The organism is uncultured Parolsenella sp. (genome assembly GCF_958346945.1).
GTDB lineage: Bacteria > Actinomycetota > Coriobacteriia > Coriobacteriales > Atopobiaceae > Parolsenella.
Genome location: NZ_CATVTL010000001.1, coordinates 324,724 through 341,850, shown reverse-complemented (window position 1 = coordinate 341,850; position 17,127 = coordinate 324,724). Strand labels below are relative to the sequence as shown.

13 protein-coding genes and 1 tRNA gene are annotated in these 17,127 nt (G+C 67.0%); 8 read left to right on the top strand and 6 right to left on the bottom strand.

Features of this window, described 5'->3' with window-relative positions:
- Positions 1 to 287 precede the first annotated feature (287 nt).
- A complete protein-coding gene (locus Q3866_RS01570) occupies positions 288 to 1,508 on the bottom strand; it encodes an MFS transporter (RefSeq protein ID WP_293674166.1) in 1,221 nt (406 codons plus the stop codon).
- A gap of 75 nt (positions 1,509 to 1,583) precedes the next feature.
- Positions 1,584 to 2,762: an FprA family A-type flavoprotein gene (locus tag Q3866_RS01565; RefSeq protein ID WP_301829076.1), complete on the bottom strand. Its 1,179-nt coding sequence runs from the start codon at positions 2,760 to 2,762 to the stop codon at positions 1,584 to 1,586.
- A gap of 269 nt (positions 2,763 to 3,031) precedes the next feature.
- On the opposite strand from Q3866_RS01565, the gene Q3866_RS01560 reads away from it, so the two are divergent.
- Complete coding sequence (locus Q3866_RS01560; protein WP_301829074.1) at positions 3,032 to 4,471, top strand: APC family permease; 1,440 nt, start codon at positions 3,032 to 3,034, stop codon at positions 4,469 to 4,471.
- A gap of 196 nt (positions 4,472 to 4,667) precedes the next feature.
- Here the strand turns inward: Q3866_RS01560 and Q3866_RS01555 are convergent, their stop codons facing one another.
- Positions 4,668 to 5,051 (bottom strand): hypothetical protein, encoded by a 384-nt coding sequence (locus tag Q3866_RS01555; protein ID WP_301829071.1) that lies wholly within the window; start codon positions 5,049 to 5,051, stop codon positions 4,668 to 4,670.
- A gap of 487 nt (positions 5,052 to 5,538) precedes the next feature.
- Here Q3866_RS01555 and Q3866_RS01550 point away from each other — a divergent pair, with 487 nt between their 5' ends.
- The 7 genes from Q3866_RS01550 to gltA all read left to right on the top strand — a co-directional run bounded on the left by Q3866_RS01550 (position 5,539) and on the right by gltA (position 12,924).
- Positions 5,539 to 6,384, top strand: a complete 846-nt coding sequence (locus Q3866_RS01550; RefSeq protein WP_301829069.1) for an HAD family hydrolase — start codon at positions 5,539 to 5,541, stop codon at positions 6,382 to 6,384.
- A gap of 91 nt (positions 6,385 to 6,475) precedes the next feature.
- Positions 6,476 to 6,547 (top strand) — tRNA-Gln (locus Q3866_RS01545).
- Between the two features lie 176 nt (positions 6,548 to 6,723).
- Positions 6,724 to 8,133 carry a bifunctional UDP-N-acetylglucosamine diphosphorylase/glucosamine-1-phosphate N-acetyltransferase GlmU gene (glmU, locus tag Q3866_RS01540; protein WP_301829068.1) on the top strand — a complete coding sequence of 470 codons (1,410 nt, stop codon included), beginning with the start codon at positions 6,724 to 6,726 and terminating at the stop codon, positions 8,131 to 8,133.
- Between the two features lie 149 nt (positions 8,134 to 8,282).
- The gene (locus Q3866_RS01535; protein WP_293674250.1) at positions 8,283 to 9,275 is read left to right on the top strand and encodes a ribose-phosphate pyrophosphokinase; all 993 of its coding nucleotides are present in this window, start codon (positions 8,283 to 8,285) and stop codon (positions 9,273 to 9,275) included.
- Positions 9,276 to 9,356: 81 nt separating this feature from the next.
- Complete coding sequence (gene pth, locus Q3866_RS01530; protein ID WP_301829067.1) at positions 9,357 to 9,974, top strand: aminoacyl-tRNA hydrolase; 618 nt, start codon at positions 9,357 to 9,359, stop codon at positions 9,972 to 9,974.
- 713 nt (positions 9,975 to 10,687) lie between these two features.
- On the top strand, positions 10,688 to 11,527 hold the full coding sequence (locus tag Q3866_RS01525) for a sulfide/dihydroorotate dehydrogenase-like FAD/NAD-binding protein (protein WP_293673975.1): 840 nt from the start codon (positions 10,688 to 10,690) through the stop codon (positions 11,525 to 11,527).
- Positions 11,515 to 12,924, top strand: coding sequence for an NADPH-dependent glutamate synthase (gene gltA / locus Q3866_RS01520; protein WP_301829066.1), 1,410 nt, complete (start codon positions 11,515 to 11,517; stop codon positions 12,922 to 12,924). The genes Q3866_RS01525 and gltA overlap by 13 nt, the downstream gene beginning before the upstream one ends.
- A 240-nt stretch (positions 12,925 to 13,164) precedes the next feature.
- Here gltA and Q3866_RS01515 read toward each other — a convergent pair whose 3' ends face one another.
- Genes Q3866_RS01515 through Q3866_RS01505 form a run of 3 tightly spaced genes read right to left on the bottom strand, consistent with a single transcriptional unit; the run spans position 13,165 to position 16,849 of the window.
- Positions 13,165 to 14,376, bottom strand: a complete 1,212-nt coding sequence (locus Q3866_RS01515; RefSeq protein WP_301829065.1) for an electron transfer flavoprotein subunit alpha — start codon at positions 14,374 to 14,376, stop codon at positions 13,165 to 13,167.
- Positions 14,373 to 15,155 carry an electron transfer flavoprotein subunit beta/FixA family protein gene (locus tag Q3866_RS01510; RefSeq protein WP_293825206.1) on the bottom strand — a complete coding sequence of 261 codons (783 nt, stop codon included), beginning with the start codon at positions 15,153 to 15,155 and terminating at the stop codon, positions 14,373 to 14,375. Before Q3866_RS01510 ends, Q3866_RS01515 begins: the two co-directional genes overlap by 4 nt.
- Positions 15,152 to 16,849 carry an FAD-binding oxidoreductase gene (locus Q3866_RS01505; RefSeq protein ID WP_301829062.1) on the bottom strand — a complete coding sequence of 566 codons (1,698 nt, stop codon included), beginning with the start codon at positions 16,847 to 16,849 and terminating at the stop codon, positions 15,152 to 15,154. Before Q3866_RS01505 ends, Q3866_RS01510 begins: the two co-directional genes overlap by 4 nt.
- Between the last annotated feature and the right edge of the window lie 278 nt (positions 16,850 to 17,127).

The window sequence follows — 17,127 nt, the reverse complement described above, 5'->3', positions numbered from 1 at the left end:
GGTCTACTCGGCAAGTTCCGAATAGGGTACCTACTTGATGACATTTTTTCTAAGGGACAGCCCAACCGGCAAGTCGCACCCCCAAGAATGGGCACAAAAAATGCCCCGAAGCCGCCAATGGGCTTCGGGGCACGCCAGGCAGGGGACCGGCCAGCAAGATGAGGCCGCCGATGTCACCGTGCTACGCCACCGCACGGCATCCAAGCCGCAACGGCCACCGCTCTACGCCTGCGCAATATCACCGCGCTACGCCGTTGCAGAGCATCCGGTCCGCAACAGCCTCCGCGCTACGCCGCCGCGCGGCGTGCGCGCTTCGCAAGGCTGCAAGTGATGGCCACCAGCGCCAACGCCACGAGGGCAAACGCGCCGCCCACGAGGCCCACGCTCGCAAGCCCGGGGCCGCTCACCACGGCACCGCCCACGGCCGTGCCAAACGCGATGCCAATGTTGAACGCCATCGGCTCGAGCGAGCTCGCGAGCGTCAGCGCCTTGGGGTGGCTGCGCCTCGCGCACTCCATGAACGCCGAGATGCACGGCACCGAGGCCACGTACATGAGCAGCGCGACGCCCATCACCACGCCAAGGGCCGCAGGCATCGTGGAACCCAGCGCCCACAGGCCAAAGAGCAGGGCCGAGAGCAGGGCAAACGTCACAACGAGCGCCTTCATGCCAAAGCGCGCGTCAATCCAGCCGCTCAGCAGGTTCGAGAAGAAACACACCACGCCGTAGCACATGAGCGCGGCCGACGCCTCCATGGGGGCCAGTCCCAGCACCTGCTCGAGGTAGGGCGTCACGTAGCCGTAGAACACGTACACGCAGCCCACGCCAAACACGAAGATGAGGATGCCCGTGAGCACCTGCGGCTCGGCGAGCAGGCCCGCCTGGTCGCGCATCGTGGCGGGCTCGTCGGTGGCACCCTCGCGCGGCAGCAGCGCCAGCAGCAGCGCGCACGTCACCACCGCCAGCACGAACGTCGCCCACGGGGCCACGCACCAGTCGAGCAGCTCGGCGGCCATCTTGCCAGCGGAGGTCGAGATGACCATCGCCACCGAGAACGCCGCGTACACCACGGAGATGCCCATCGACATGCGGCTGGGGTCGAGCAGCTCAGGGATGAACGTCACGCCCACGGCCAGGAAGGCGCCCGACACCGCGCCGATCAGCACGCGCGAGACCAGCAGCACCGTGAACGTGGGGGCCAGCGCCTGCACGAGGTTGGCCGCGCAGAAGACCGCGGCATAGACAACCAGCAGCTGGAAGCGCCTGAAGCGCCCGGTCGCAATGGCCAGGACGGGCGTCATCACGGCATAGGTCAGCGCAAAGACGCTGATGAGCTCGCCCGCCTGGGCAAGCGTCACGCCAAACGAGTCGGCGATGTTCTGCTCGATGCCAATGACAACGAACTCCGAGCAGCCCAGGGAGAACCCAAGCAGCACGAGCAGCCCCACGCACACGAGGCGCAGGGGCTTCGACAGGTCGGCGGCGCTTCGGGAGGTCTTTCCGGCCACGACCTTCTCCTTCTCACGAAGGGGCCCGTGCACGGCGTCGCAGCCGCGCGCGGGCCCCGCAACTCTTGCTTGTCCCTACTCGGCGCGTGCAGGTGCGGCCAGCTCGTCTGCCAGGGCCTCGATCTGGGCGCGCGAGGCGTCGTCGAGCGCGCCGCGCACCGTCACGACGGTGTCGGCGACCTCGATGCCCTTCATCTGCTCGAGCTCGGCACGCATGACCTTGGCGGCCGTCGGCGCCCACGATCCGCTCTCGATGAGCGCCACGCGGCGGTTCTGGTAGGCGTGCTCGGCGAGCGTGTGGATGAACGTGCTCATGTGCGGGAAGATCGAGCCGGCGTAGGTGATGCTCGCGAGCACCAGGCGGTCATAGCGGAAGGCGTCCTCGACGGCCTTGGCCATGTCGTCGCGCGCAAGGTCAAACGTCGACACCGCGACGCCACGGCCCTTGAGCGCGTCGGCGAGCGCCAGGGCGGCCGCGCGGGTGTTGCCGTAGACCGACGAGTAGGCAATCGTCACGCCCTCGTCCTCGGGCTCGTAGCTCGACCAGGTGTTGTAGAGGCCCAGGTAGTAGCCCAGGTTCTCGTCGAGCACGGGACCGTGCAGTGGGCAGATGCGCTCGATGTCGAGCGCCGCGGCCTTCTTCAGCACGGCCTGCACGTTCTTGCCAAACTTGCCCACGATGCCAAAGTAGTAGCGACGGGCCTCGCACGCCCAGCCCTCGGGGTCCTCGACGTCGAGCGCGTCAAACTTGCCAAACGCGTCTGCCGAGAAGAGCGTCTTGTCGGCGGCGTCATACGAGAAGAGCACCTCGGGCCAATGCACGTTGGGGGCGCCCACGAAGGTGAGGCTGCGGTCGCCAAGCTCGAGCTCGAAGCCCTCCTTGGCCACGATCTTGCGGTCGGCGAAGTCGGTGCCAAAGTAGGCGACCACCATCTTGAAAGCGGCGGCGGAGGCCACGACCTGCGCGGCCGGGTAGCGCTCCATAAAGGCGGCGATGCCGGCGGAGTGGTCGGGCTCCATGTGGTGAACCACCAGGTAGTCGGGCGTGCGGCCCGCGAGCGCGGCCTCGACGTTGGCCAGCCACTCGTCAACGAAGTGGGCGTCGACCGTGTCGGTCACGGCCACCTTATCGCTGCCCAGGACCACGTAGGAGTTGTACGACATGCCGTTCTCGCGCACGTCGTATTGACCCTCGAACAGGTCGATGTCGTGGTCGTTCACGCCCACGTAGGCGATGCTGTCACAGATCTTCATTCCAACCTCCGATGTTTGGTTTCGCGAGCCATGCTAGCACCCATCGGCAGGCCTGTGCGAGGGGTCGCACGGCGCGACCACATCGCACGCAGCCCCTCGCGCGCCCAAAGTGTCCCTTATATTCATAGCCTGTCGACATTATGCATTTCTTGCAGCCTTCACCGGCAAATACCGGCCGCTCGCCCTCTCAATTGCACCATTTTAACCTGCAAGTTAACATACTTATAATTTCTGTTTTCAGGTACGGCGTTTTATCAAAAGAGGTGTTTATGCAAAAGGAAAGCAACGGGAAGATCAAGTGGTACATCCTGAGCTTCATGACGTTCTCGACCCTCTGGAGCTTCGGCAACGTCAGCAACGGCTACATGTACTTCAACGGCACCCAGGTCATCTTCTCCTGGGTCCTCATGTTCGTCCTGTACTTCATCCCCTACGCGCTCATGGTCGGTGAGCTCGGCAGTGCCTTCAAGAACGAAGGCGGCGGCGTCACGTCATGGATCAAGGGCACGTCCACGGCCAAGATCGCCTACTTCGCCGGCTGGACCTACTGGGCCGTGCACGTCTCCTACATCGCATCGAAGGGCTCCGGCGGCCTCAAGGCCCTCAGCTGGATGGTCTTTGGCAACGCCGAGACGTACGACTCGTTCCCCACGATCGCGATCCAGCTCGCGACGCTCGCCGTGTTCCTCATCTTCTGCTGGGTGGCAAGCCGCGGCCTCAACCCGCTCAAGAAGCTCGCGGCCATCGCCGGCTCCTCGATGTTCGTCATGAGTCTGCTCTACATCCTCATGATGTTCGCCGCGCCCGCCATCAACCCCAACGGTGGCTACCTGCCCATCGACCTGTCGCCCGACAAGCTCGTGCCCAACATCGACTTCACCTACATCACCAACCTGTCGATCTTGGTGTTTGCCGTGGGCGGCATCGAGAAGATCAGCCCCTACGTCAACAAGACCGACGGCAACCCCGCCCGCGAGTTCCCCAAGAGCATCATCTTCACCGTGGTCATGGTCCTAGTGTGTGCCCTGCTCGGCACCGTCGCCATGGGCATGATGTTCGACCCGGCCGAGGTCAACGCCAACTTCAACTCCTACGTCGCCAACGGCTCCTACTGGGCCTTCCAGAAGCTGGGCAACTACTACGGCGTGGGTAATCTGCTCATGGTCATCTACGCCGCCTGCAACGCCATCGGCCAGTTCTCCACGCTCGTCGTCTCCATCGACGCGCCGCTGCGCATGCTGCTGGGCGACGAGAACGCCCGCCAGTTCGTGCCCAAGGGCCTACTCAAGCAGAACGACAAGGGCGCCTACATCAACGGCATCAAGATGGTCGTGGTGCTCAGTGGCTCGATCATCCTCGCCCAGATCGTGGTGCCCGGCGCCGCGGCCGTCCTCACCCAGCTCAACAAGCTCAACTCGGTCTGCATGCCGCTGCGCTACATCTGGGTGTTCGTTGCCTACATCCTGCTCAAGAAGGCGGGCGACCGCTTTGGCCAGGAGTACAAGTTCACCAAGGGCAAGGTCCTGGGCATCGTTCTGGGCGCCTGGTGCCTGTTCGTGACGCTTGCCTGCTGCGTCTTTGGCATGTACTCCGAGGACCCCTTCACCATGATCCTCAACGTGGTGACGCCCGTGGTGCTCATCGCCCTGGGCTTCATCCTGCCCGAGATCCGCAAGATCCAGGACAAGAAGGAGGCCGAGCAGGCCTAGCGCTCGCCGACTTCGTTGCCCATCGAGCCCCACGGCCCGTCCCGCTCCTGCTATTCTGCAGGTGTCCACAATTTAGCGGACACTGACAAGGCAGAGGAAGAAGGAGGAGTCATGGTCTATGGAATCGGATTTCCCGAGCTTCCGGTGATCTACGTTATTGCCGCCATCGTCCTTGTGGGAATAGTCGTGGCAATCGTTAGGGCCGCGCGGGGTAAGAAGCACTAGCGCAACCTCCATCGACCAACACACAAAGAGGCGCGGCCCCGGCAGTCGGGGTCGCGCCTCTCTTCGTTTGCCATGCAACAGGCGACCGCCTCATGCGAGACGGACGCCCGTTTTCGTTTCGCGAGGCACCAGCGCGAGAAGCACCAACGCGAGAAGGTCGCGCAGGCCCAAGTCGCCCTCTATGCGAGGGCGAGACGCCCGGGCTCGAGATGGGGAAGCCCGCCTCGATGACGTCGACGTTCATGCGCTCGAGCTGGCGCGCGATGATGAGCTTCTCCTCGGTGTTCATGCTTGCGCCGGGCAACTGCTCGCCGTCGCGCAGGGTGGTGTCAAAGATTGCGATCTTGCGGGTCATGGTGTGCTCCTTCGCTGTGGTGCGTCTCTCGTGGGCAGGGCGACCGCGTGCGGGGAGCCTATGGGTCTGGAAAAAGAAAAATACCCATGCGCAGCAGTCGCCAAAGTTGCGAACGCGCACGGGTGCCAAACAAATGGATAAGAGAGATGGCCCTAGCGCGTACCCGCAGGTAGTAGACCTAGGCCCAGAAGCAGTGCGCTCATGTTAACGCGTGCGTCCATCTCGTCCTCTCAATTCATTGGTCTGCTCGCTGTAGCAGACGCGCGGGCGTTGGCAAGCGAGGCTTCGAGGAGCGGCTGCGGGGGGGCAAGGCCGTTGCGGGCGGCGGGCGGCAAGCGTATGCGGCCGGCACGGGCGGCAAGCAGATGTGAGCGGCGTTGTCGTGGGCGGCGAGCACCTGCGGGCGGCACGGATGTCCGCCCCGCGTCCCGCGCCCGCCGCCGCTATCATGGGGAGCAACGACACGAAAGGGGCACAACGCATGGGCATGACGGCAGAAGAGGTCGCGGCCAAGGCCGCCGACATCAAGATCTTTGGCTTCGACCTCGACGGGACCTTCCTGAGGGACGACAAGAGCGTGGCGCCGCGCACCAAGGCAGCCGTCCGCGCCCTGCTCGGCCATGGCATCGAGCCCGTGCCCACCACCGGCCGCACCTGGCAGCGGCTCACCCAGAGCGTTCTGGGCATGGACGACTTCCACTACACCGTGTGCGCGTGCGGCGCCGCCGTGTGCAACCTTGTGCACGGCACCTTCCTCGACCACGAGGTCATCGGCCCCGCCAAGGCCGCGGAGCTCATCCGCCGGCTCAAGCAGCCCGGCGTGGTCATCTACCTGTGCCTCGACGACCCCTACGGCACGCGCCTGGGCGACTGCATCAGCCGCGAGGAGTACGTGCGCGTGCGCGGCCCCGAGCGCTGGAGCGAGCCGCTCACCTGCTGCGACGTGCCCGCCCTCATCGAGGCCAACCGCTGGGGCGTCACCAAGGTGGGCGTGCGCTACGCAAGCCCCTGGACGGACGACGACTTCCTGGCCCTTGGCCGCGAGCTTGACCTCACGGCCAACGCCTGCGGCCCCAACAACGTCGAGTTCAACGTGCCGGGCGTGAGCAAGGCGGGCGGCCTGGACCTGCTCGCCCGGCGCTTGGGCTGCACGCTCGACAACGTCTGCGTCATCGGCGACTCGGGAAACGACGTCGAGATGCTGCGCGCCGCGGGCCTGGGCATCGCGATGGGCAACGCCACGCCCGTCGCCCGCGAGGCAGCCGACTACGTGCTGGGCCTCACCAACGAGCAGGACGGTCTCGCCGACTTCGTCGAGCGCTACCTTCTGTAGTGGGACAATACCTGCCTGAGCAACCGTCCCAGTCCTCGCGCTCGCCCAAAGGCGGGCCGAGCTGCTACACTTACCTTCGCCAGCTCGTCGCTGGGGTATCGTCCAGTGGTTAGGACCCGGGATTTTGATTCCCGTTACCTAGGTTCGAATCCTAGTACCCCAGCGATGCGCTGGCTTTTTGCTGCCATGACAGTGGGGGCGTGCCCGCCTCCATCACATGGCCGAGAACCACGCCGCGTACCAGCGCCGCGGGCCCTCGCCCTCCCCCACCCCTCGGGCGCTCCACATCCCTGAGTTATCATGGCCTTCTGTTGTGAAACCACACCAACGGAGGCATCCATGGCAAACGCCACCGCCATCATCCTCGCCGCCGGCGAGGGCACCCGCATGAAGTCAAACCACGCCAAGGTCTCGCACAAGATCTTGGGCAAGCCCATGATCTCGTGGGTGGCAGACGCCGCCATCGCCGGCGGCTGCACGCGCGTCATCGTCGTCGTGGGTAGCCACGCAGACGAGGTCCGCGCCATCGTGAGCGAGGCCTACGCAGGCGCCACGGCCACGGTCGAGTGCGTCGAGCAGGCCGAGCGCCTGGGCACCGGCCACGCCGTCAAGGTTGCCCTCGAGGCCACCGGCATCAGCGACGGCCCCGTCGTGGTGCTCAACGGCGACCTGCCCCTCGTGACCGGCCAGACCGTCGCCGCCTTCGCCGAGTCCGTGAGCGGCGGCAACGCCGCGGCCACGGCCTTCACCATCGTGCCGCCCGACCCGTTTGGCTACGGCCGCATCGTACTGGCCGCCGACGGCACCATCGAGCGCAACATCGAACAGAAGGACTGCACGCCCGAGCAGGCCGCCACGCTCACCGAGTGCAACGCCGGCTGCTACGCCTTCGACGGCGCGCTGCTCGCGGCCCACATCGGCGAGGTTGGCTGCGACAACGCCCAGGGCGAGTACTACCTGCCCGACATGCTTGAGATCCTCAAGTCCCACGGCCACGCCGTGCGCGCCTTCCACTGCGACGACTGGCGCGAGGGCCTGGGCGTCAACTCGCGCGCACAGCTCGCCCAGCTCACGGCCATCGCCCGCGACCGCATTAACGAGCAGCTCATGGCCGCCGGCGTCACGTTCATCGACCCCGCGCAGGCCTGGATCGGCCCGGACTGCACCATTGGCCGCGACACCATCGTCTGGCCGCAGACCCACCTCATCGGCACCTGCCACGTGGGGCAGAACTGCCAGCTTGGCCCCAACACGCGCCTGACCAACACGAGCGCCGGCAACGACTGCGTCATCGACGAGACGGTCGCCATCGACGCCGTGCTCGAGAACGGCGTCGACTGTGGCCCGCGCGCCTACCTGCGCCCCGGCACCCACATGCTCGACAACTCCAAGGCCGGCACTCACGTCGAGATCAAGAAGTCCACGATTGGCCGCGGCAGCAAGGTGCCGCACCTCTCCTACATCGGCGACACCACGATGGGCGAGGGCGTCAACATCGGCGCGGGCTCCATCACCTGCAACTATGACGGCGTGCACAAGCACAAGAGCGTCATCGGCGATAACGTCTTCGTGGGCTCCGACACCATGATGGTGGCCCCCGCCGAGATTGGCGACGGCGCTCTCGTGGCCGCCGGCTCGGTCATCACCGAGCCCGTCCCGGCAGACGCGCTGGCCCTGGGCCGCGCCCGCCAGACGGTCATCGAGGACTGGGCTCCCGTCCACTTCGAGAAGCTCCGCGCACAGAAATAACCAGCCAGTCGCCGCGGGCACGCGCTCGCGGCGACCTTCATGAAGTACCATGTGATGACGTGCGACCACGGCGCCGCCTGCCCAACCCCCATTTTTGGGCCCGGCACCGCGCGCAACCAGCAAAGAGTCGACGGAAGGGCGGCAACCAGATGTACGAAGACCTCGATCAACTCGTCCCGATTAAGAAGCGGCTGAGGATTTACTCCGGCTCGAGCAACCCCAAGCTCGCGGCCGACATCGCCGGCATCCTGGGGGTCGAGGTCGACGGCCTCGTGCTCGAGCAGTTCGCCAACGGCGAGATCTACGCCCGCTTTGACGAGACGGTCCGCGGCTGCGACGTGTTCTTCGTGCAGTCCATCGTGGGCAAGAACGTCAACGACCTCATGATGGAGACGCTCATCGTCGCCGACGCCGCGCACCGCGCCTCGGCCCGCTCCGTCACCGCAGTCATCCCCCACTACGCCTACGCCCGCCAGGACCGCAAGGCCGGCCCGCGCGAGCCCATCACCGCACGTCTCGTCGCCAACCTGCTCGAGACGGCCGGCGTGGACCGCGTCATCACGCTCGACCTGCACCAGGGCCAGATCGAGGGCTTCTTCGACGTCCCCGTGAACCACCTCACGGCCCTGCCGCTGTTCGGCGAGTACTTCAAGAACAAGAACTTCGACTGGGAGAACACCGTCGTCGTCTCCCCCGACGTGGGCCGTGCCAAGGCCTGCAAGAAGCTCTCCGACATGCTCGGCTGCGACCTCGCCATCGCCCACAAGGGCCGTCCGCACCACAACCAGGCCGAGGTCATGGGCATCATCGGCGACATCAAGGGCAAGACCTGCATCATCAACGACGACATGATCGACACGGCCGGTACCCTGTGCGCCGCCATCCGAGAGCTCAAGGCCATGGGCGCCGGTGACATCCACGTGTGCGCCACCCACGGCATCTTCTCCGGCCCCGCCGTGGAGCGCCTGAACGACGCCCCGATCGAGGAGTGCGTCGTCACCGACTCCGTGCCCCAGCCCGAGGAGAACCTCACGGGCAAGATCAACACGATCTCCGTCGCCAACGAGATCGCCGAGTGCATCTACCACGTCTTCACCGAGACGAGCGTCTCCGGCATGGTGGGTGGCCGCTTCAACCTCTAGGGCTGAGTGGTCTTAGCAGCAGTTTGTTAGTCTGGGCCGCGCGTTCCTCATGGGCGCGCGGCCCGTTTGTGAAGGAGCAGCATGGCAGCAGCGCAGCCAAAGCAGATTCGCCTCGTGGCGGGGCTGGGTAACCCCGGCGAGGAGTATGAGAACACCCGCCACAACGCGGGCTTCCGCGCGGTCGAGGAGCTGGGAAGCCGCCTGGGCGCGGGGTACTGGAAGAGCCAGTGCGGCGCCAAGGTTGCCACGGTCAAGGTGCGTGGGGCAGAGGGGCCCGTCGAGGTGCTGCTCGCGATGCCGCAGGACTTCATGAACACAAGCGGCGGCCCCATCTCCAAGCTGTGCCGCGAGTACAGGATCGAGCCCGAGGAGCTGCTCGTGGTGCACGACGAGCTCGACCTCGAGCCGGGCGACGTGCGCGTCAAGGTGGGTGGCGGCCACGCAGGCCACAACGGCCTCAAATCGATCATCAACAAGCTCGGAAGCAGGGACTTTACCCGCGTGCGCGTGGGCATTGGCATGCCCCCGGGACGCATGCCCGTGGTCGACTGGGTGCTCAAGGAGTACCGCAACGCCGAGATGGAGGACGTGCGCCGCGCCGCCAGCGACGCCGCTGACGCCGTCGAGCTCGCGATCGAGCACGGCGTCATCTACGCGCGCGACCACGTCAACGGCGCCGGCAAGCCCGGCAGCAGGTAGGCCAAGTGGGACAGTTGCTCCGGGCAACTGTCCCACTTTTGCATCCGATGGGCGCACTGCCCGCGCGCCTCGCGCACCCGTCCCGCGCACGCGACTCTCTCGCCCGCGCACGCGACTCTCTCGCCCGCGCTGGACGTCCCGGGCGCGACTCGCGGCAGCCTTTTCGCAGAATCCTAGGATTCTGTCGTTAACTGCATTTAGCGGATAGCATTAACGGCATTTTCCTAGGATTCTGCGGACTTGAGGAGGAGACGAGCCCGTCACCCCGCGCACGCCAGCCCCCGTACGCCACACACCCACCAGCCCCCGCGCACGCACGCCCCCGCGCACTCGCCACGCCCGCACACACCCGCCTCCGCTGCTCGCGGCGCCACACCACACCCCCGCGGAACCGCATCCCGCAAACGGTAGAAATACACCTGCGAACGGTACATCGCGCAAAATGCCCCTTGCGACCTCGACCGCTCGCAGATACACCCCGCCCGCACAACCGCAGCTACGCGCGCCGACCCCTAATAAGTTGACTTCTCTACAGTGGTCATTCCGCTGAATATCCGCAGCTCAGAGGCATTACCCACACCGAAACACAGCGGCAACAACCTATCAGCCGCGATAGAATTACCCGGTGTGTGCAAACACGCGCCAACGCGTGGCGGCTCGGGGCATATGGCCGCCGCTCAGGCGCAAGGCGCAAGACAGGAGAGGAGATCTGCATGTACAAGATCCTCAAAAAGACGCAGTTCTCGGAGAAGGTGTTCGAGTTCCGCGTGGAGGCCCCGCAAATGGCCAAGAAGGCCCACGCCGGCCAGTTCCTCATGGTCCGCGCGAACGAGCAGGGCGAGCGCGTCCCGTTCACCCTCGCCGGCTGGAACGCCGAGGAGGGCTGGATCGAGTTCATCTTCATGGTGATCGGCAAGACCACCGAGATGCTCTCGCGGTACAACGAGGGTGACGAGCTCCAGGACGTCACCGGCCCGCTGGGCAACCCCACCGAGCTCGAGGGCGACCGCGTGGTCGTGCTCGGCGGCGGCGTTGGCCTGGCCATCGCCTACCCCGTTGCCCGCACCTTCTGCGAGCAGGGCAAGAAGGTCTCGGTCATCATGGGCGCCCGCACCAAGGACCTGCTGATCCTCACCGACCAGTTCAAGGCGCTTCCGCTCGAGGGCCTCTACATCACCACCGACGATGGCTCCGAGGGCGAGAAGGGCGTCGTCACCGCCCCGCTCGAGCGCCTCTGCCAGGAGGGCGCCGTCGACGCCGCCTTCTGCGTTGGCCCCGTTCCCATGATGAAGTTCTCCGCCCTCACGGCCGAGAAGTACAACCTGCCCATCGTTGCCTCCCTCAACCCCATCATGGTTGACGGCACGGGCATGTGCGGCTGCTGCCGCGTCGAGGTTGGCGGCAAGACCAAGTTCGCTTGCGTCGACGGCCCGGACTTTGACGCCACCCAGGTCGACTGGAATGACCTTCGCGCCCGCCAGGGCTCGTATCGCACCGAAGAGGGCCAGGCCATGGAGGCCTACAAGGAGGAGAGCTGCGCATGCCACAGGTAAACGGTAAGTACAAGCCCAACATGAAGGCTCCCCGCACCCCCTACGTCGAGGAGCTTCCCGAGGAGCGTGCGCAGGACTTCCGTCCCGTCGACCGCGGCTATTCCATGGCTGACGCCGTGGCCGAGGCCAACCGCTGCCTCGACTGCAAGAACCCCAAGTGCGTCCAGGGCTGCCCCGTCAACATCAACATCCCCGGCTTCATCGAGAAGATCCGCGAGGGCAACTTCGGTGGCGGCCTCGACATCATTCGCGAGGCGAGCCTGCTTCCCTCCGTCTGCGGCCGCGTGTGCCCGCAGGAGAACCAGTGCGAGGGCAACTGCGTCCTCAACAACAAGGACCGCGCCATCGCCATCGGCCAGCTCGAGCGCTTCCTCGGCGACAACGCCACCGAGCTCGCCCATGATCCCGAGATCAAGCCGTCCAACGGCAAGAAGGTCGCCGTCGTGGGTTCCGGCCCCTCCGGCATCGCCTGCGCCGGCGAGCTCGCCCGCAACGGCTATGAGGTCACGGTCTTCGAGGCCTTCTTCACCGGCGGCGGCGTGCTGACCTACGGCATCCCCGAGTTCCGTCTGCCCAAGAAGATCGTCAAGCGCGAGATTGACGGCCTGGAGAAGCTCGGCGTCAAGTTCGAGTACAACAGCGTCGTGGGCCGCATCACCGACGCCAAGGAGCTCTTCGAGGAGCAGGGCTTCGATGCCATGTACCTCGCCGTGGGCGCCGGCCTGCCCAAGTTCCTGAACGTTCCGGGCGAGAACCTCCCCGGCGTCTTCTGCGCCAACGAGTACCTCACGCGCGTGAACCTCATGAAGGCCGAGAAGTTCCCCGAGTTCGACACCCCCACCAAGCACGGCAAGAACGTCGTCGTCTTTGGTGGCGGCAACGTCGCCATGGATGCGGCCCGCACCGCGCTGCGCCTTGGCGCCGACACCGTGACGCTGGCCTACCGCCGCACCGAGGAGGAGATGCCCGCTCGTAAGGCGGAGCTCCACCACGCCAAGCAGGAGGGTGTCAAGATCCTGCCGCTCGTCTCGCCGTTGGAGTTCGAGGCCGACGAGAACGGCTTCGTCTCAAAGGTCAAGCTCGAGCGCATGGAGCTTGGCGAGCCCGACGAGAGCGGTCGTCGCCGTCCGCATCCGGTCGAGGGCTCCGAGTTCGAGATTCCGTGCGACGTGGCCGTCACGGCCATCGGCACGAACGCCAACCCGTTCCCGAAGCTCGCCGCCGAGGACGTGGCCCTCAACAAGTGGGGCTACATCGAGGCCGACGAGAACGGCCGCACGTCCGACCCGCGCATCTGGGCCGGCGGTGACATCGTCACCGGTGCCGCCACGGTCATCCTGGCCATGGGCGCCGGCAAGAAGGCCGCCCACTCCATGATGGAGGCCCTGGAGGCCTAGGCGATATCGCCCACGCCATCGCACGCATGAGGCGGCCCCCGAGACCACGCGGCCTCGGGGGCCGTTCTTTTTGAGTTTGAGCTGGAGTTGGATTGGCCCGCACGCGCCAGGGGGGGCGGGGTGTGCGGCGTCGCCAGCGCGTCAGGCGCGCCCATCCCTTGGGCGAGAAGGGCACCGAGCAGGCCAGCGATGCGTCGGACAAGGACAAGCCGGCCGAGAAGAACTCAGCGGCGGGCTGCCCTACTCCGCGGCCTCGAGCTGGGAGATGAGGGTCTCCACGACCTCGTGGCAGTCGCCCACGACCTTGTACTGGGCCACACCAAAGATGGGGGCGTCGGCGTCCTCGTTCACGGCCACCACCGTGCCCGCGCCGGAGATGCCCGCGAGGTGCTGGATGGCACCAGAGACACCCAGGCTCACGAGCAGGTGCGGCGCCACCGAGACGCCCGTCTGCCCCACCTGGTGGGCGTAGTCGAGCCAGCCGGCCTCCACCACGGGGCGCGTGCAGCCAATCTCGGCGCTGCAACCCAGGTGCTGGCCCAGAAGCTCGGCGAGCCGCCTCACGCGGACGAGCTCCTTCTTGCTGCCGATGCCGCGGCCCACCACCACGAGCACGTCGGCATCGGTGATCGAGGCGTCCGCACCGCTGGCCTCGCGGCTCACCACGCGCACGCGCCCGTACACCTCGGGGTCGAGGTCAACGTCGGTCACGATGGCGCTGCGCACCTCGCGCGGCTCGGGCGCGGCAAAGATGCCGGGGCGCACGGTGGCCATCTGCGGACGGTGGCTCGGGCACACGATCGTGGCCATGAGGTTGCCGCCAAAGGCCGGGCGCGTCTGCTGCAGCAAGCCCGCCTCGGCGTCCATCTCGAGCACCGTGCAGTCTGCCGTGAGGCCCGTCTGGAGCAACACCGCCACGCGCGGGGCAAGCTCGCGGCCAAAGTTCGTGGCGCCGTAGAGGATGACCTCGGGCTTGTAGGTGTTGGCAAGGTCTGCGAGCCACGCAGCGAAGACCTCGGCGTCCGCGTGGGCCAGGCGGTCGTCGCAGGTGCGGATGACCTCGTCGGCGCCCGCCCCCATGAGGGTGCGGGCGTTGTCGTCGTCTGCCTCGGCGGCCTCGCCGACCACGGCCGCGAGGCCACAGCCGCGCTCGTCTGCCAGCTCGCGGGCGCGCCCCAGCAGCTCGAGCGCCACGGGAAGCACCGTGCCCGCAGCGTCTACCTGAGCAAACACCCAGATGTTCTCGTACTCGTCGAGGGAGACGCCAGCGGCAACGTCCTTCTCGATGGACAGGGCGCCCACCGGACAGGCATCGACGCACATGCCGCAGCTAACGCAGCCGTCCAGCACGTGGGCGCGGCGCTCCACGACCTCGATGCCGGCGTTTGCGCACACGCGCTCGCAGCGGCGGCAGCCCACGCACTTGCTCTCATCGACCACAAGACCGCTCATCGCGCGACCTCCTCAAAGACTCGGAGCAGCTCGGCGGCCTGCTCGTCTGGCGTGCCCGCAACCTCGTGCGCCTCGTTCGTACGCTCGGGCACAAACGAGCGCACCACCTGCGTGGGCGAGCCGTCCAGGCCGCAGCGGGAGCGGTCAGCACCGGCCGCGGCGGCGTCGAGCACGCACACCTCGGCCGCGGCAGCCGCACGCACTCCGGTGATGCTGGGCATGCGCAGGGTCGCGATGTCCTTGGTCACCGTGATCACGGCCGGTAGCGGCACCGCGACCACCTCGGAGCCCTCGTCGGTGTCGTGGCACACCACCAGGTGCTTGTCGTCTGCCACGAGCACCTCGGTGACACTCGTGACGCAGGGAACGCCCAGAAGGCCGCCCAGCTCGGGGCCAATCTGGGCCGTGTCGCCGTCGACGGCCATCTTGCCGCACACGAGCAGGTCGCAGCCGCCCAGCCGCTCGATGCCCAGCGACAGGGCGTAGGAGGTGGCAAGGGTGTCGGCGCCGGCAAAGGCGCGGTCCGAGAGGAGCAGCGCGTCGGTGGCGCCGCGGGCGATGGCGTCGCGCAGCAGGCGCGCCGTGTCGGGGATACCCATCGACAGCACCGAGACGGTGCCTCCCAGCTCGTCCTTTATGGCAAGCGCCACCTCGAGCGCCGCCGTGTCGAAGGGGTTCGCGACAGACTGCCTGCCGTCACGGACGATCGTGTTGGTCTTGGGGTCCATGCGCACCTCGGTGGTGGAGGGCACGGCCTTCATGCAGACGATGCTCCTCATGCGCCCTCGCCTCCCCTCTTGGCCTCGCCGGGCATGGGCGCGACCTCGCCGGCAACGGGCGTGGCCACGGCGGCAGCATCGCCGCTCGCGCCCGCCGCCTCGCCCTTCTCGGCCCTCATGGCGTCAAGCAGGTCCTCGCCAAACAGGTTGCCACGGCCCAGCTGCGCCGCCGGGTCGAGTTCGAGCTTGAGGGCGGCCATCTCCTGGATGTGCCTGGCCCCGTACATGGTCTTGAGGAAGCCGCGCTTGATCTTGCCCACGCCGTGCTCGGCCGAGACCGCGCCGCCCATCGAGGTGACCTCGGCGGCCCAGCGGGCAAAGAGGCCCTTGCCGGCGGCAAAGTCCTCGTCGTCGCGCGGCAGGACGTTCACGTGCAGGTGGTTGCTGCCAATGTGGCCCCACGCGGCGCTCTGGAGGCCCGCCTCGGCAAGCGTGGTGCGGTAGAGCGCCACCACGTCGTGCAGGCGCTCGTCGGGCACCGACATGTCGCTGCCCAGCTTGGTGATGGCGGGGTTGGTGCGGCGTCGCTCGTCGATGAGCATGTTGACGCTCTCGGGAACCGCGTGGCGGAAGAAGCGCTGGCACTCGCGGTCGACGTCGGTGCGGGCCACCCAGGTGTCGGCCTCGTTCGCGCCCACGGCCGCCATCGCGTCGCCGATGGCATAGAGCTCGGCCGTGCCCTCGTCCTCGCTCTCGCAGTCGAGCTCGAGGTAGACGCAGCAGGCGAAGCGCTCGTCGACGGCGGGCAGGCTCGAGAACGCGGCGCTCTTCTCGCGCTGGGTGCGCAGGATCGAGAGGGCTCCCGCGTCGAAGTACTCGATCGCGGCGGCGCGGGCCAGAGTCGGGCGCACCGCGCAGGTGAAGTCCAGGGCCGCCTCCTCGCTCTCAAAGAAGCAGCTTATGCCCCACACCACGGCGGGCGCGACCGTAAGGGCAAGCTCGACCTCGGTCACGACGCCCAGGGTGCCGTCTGAGCCCACGAACAGGTCAAGGGCGTCCATGTCGTCGGCGACGTAGTAGCCCGAGGCGTTCTTGGTGCGCGGCATCTGGTAGGTGGGGAGGTGCAGCTCAAGTTCGCGGCCTCCCTCGGTGGAAAGGCGCAGGGTGCGGCCGCTCGCGCGCACCTGGCCGCGGGCAAGCGACAGCACGTCGCCATCTGCCAGCACCACGCGCAGGGCGCTCACGTGCGGACGCACGGGGCCGTAGCCGTAGCTGCGCGCGCCCGAGGCGTTGCAGGCCACCATGCCGCCGATGCAGGCGCTCGTCTCGGTGGGGTCGGTGGGAAAGAACTGCTCGGGGCCGGCATAGAGGGCGTCGAGCGCCGCCAGGCTCTCGTCGCTCCAGCCCACGGTGGGCAGCGACTTGCCCGCGAGCTGCTTGCGCAGGTTGGCGAGCACCACGCCCGGCTGCACACGCACGTAGAAGCGGCCATCGTCGTCCTGGCGAAGCCCCAGAACGCGGTCCATGCGCGAGAGGTTCATCACGTGACCGCCGTGGGGCACGGCGCCCGCGGCAAGGCCCGTGCGCGCGCCCTGCACCGTCGCCGGGGCCGCGGCGGCGTGCAGGCTTCGCAGCACGTCTCGCACGTCGTCCTCGCTGGTGGGAAATGAGATGGAGTCGGCCTCGCCCACCGTGCGCGACTCGTCGCGCACGTACTCCTCGAGCTCGGGGCCAAACGAAATGATCTGCGCCATTGCGGCACCTCTCGCCACAAGCCCCGCAGCGTGACAGGGGGACGTGTCTTTTGTCACGTCCCAAGCGTGACAGAAGGCACGCCCCTCCGTCACGCCGCCACCGCGCGGGGCAACTGCTAGTGAGGCCACGATAGCCGCCCCACGTTGCCGATGCGTTTCGCGTGTTTTGCGCCAAAGTGGCGCGGATGCAAGAAGCTCGCCCGCAAACGGTCAAAAAGGCGGCATAATGGTCAGAAAACTCAGTCGCGCCGGAGCGCATGCCCGGCCGAAAAACCGAG

Bases quoted from the DNA above. Each gene is read 5' to 3' on its own strand.
- Q3866_RS01565 (WP_301829076.1), bottom strand. From the start codon at position 2,762: ATGAAGATCTGTGACAGCATCGCCTACGTGGGCGTGAACGACCACGAC.
- Q3866_RS01560 (WP_301829074.1), top strand. From the start codon at position 3,032: ATGCAAAAGGAAAGCAACGGGAAGATCAAGTGGTACATCCTGAGCTTC.
- Q3866_RS01555 (WP_301829071.1), bottom strand. From the start codon at position 5,051: ATGACCCGCAAGATCGCAATCTTTGACACCACCCTGCGCGACGGCGAG.
- Q3866_RS01550 (WP_301829069.1), top strand. From the start codon at position 5,539: ATGACGGCAGAAGAGGTCGCGGCCAAGGCCGCCGACATCAAGATCTTT.
- glmU (WP_301829068.1), top strand. From the start codon at position 6,724: ATGGCAAACGCCACCGCCATCATCCTCGCCGCCGGCGAGGGCACCCGC.
- Q3866_RS01535 (WP_293674250.1), top strand. From the start codon at position 8,283: ATGTACGAAGACCTCGATCAACTCGTCCCGATTAAGAAGCGGCTGAGG.
- pth (WP_301829067.1), top strand. From the start codon at position 9,357: ATGGCAGCAGCGCAGCCAAAGCAGATTCGCCTCGTGGCGGGGCTGGGT.
- Q3866_RS01525 (WP_293673975.1), top strand. From the start codon at position 10,688: ATGTACAAGATCCTCAAAAAGACGCAGTTCTCGGAGAAGGTGTTCGAG.
- gltA (WP_301829066.1), top strand. From the start codon at position 11,515: ATGCCACAGGTAAACGGTAAGTACAAGCCCAACATGAAGGCTCCCCGC.
- Q3866_RS01515 (WP_301829065.1), bottom strand. From the start codon at position 14,376: ATGAGCGGTCTTGTGGTCGATGAGAGCAAGTGCGTGGGCTGCCGCCGC.
- Q3866_RS01510 (WP_293825206.1), bottom strand. From the start codon at position 15,155: ATGAGGAGCATCGTCTGCATGAAGGCCGTGCCCTCCACCACCGAGGTG.
- Q3866_RS01505 (WP_301829062.1), bottom strand. From the start codon at position 16,849: ATGGCGCAGATCATTTCGTTTGGCCCCGAGCTCGAGGAGTACGTGCGC.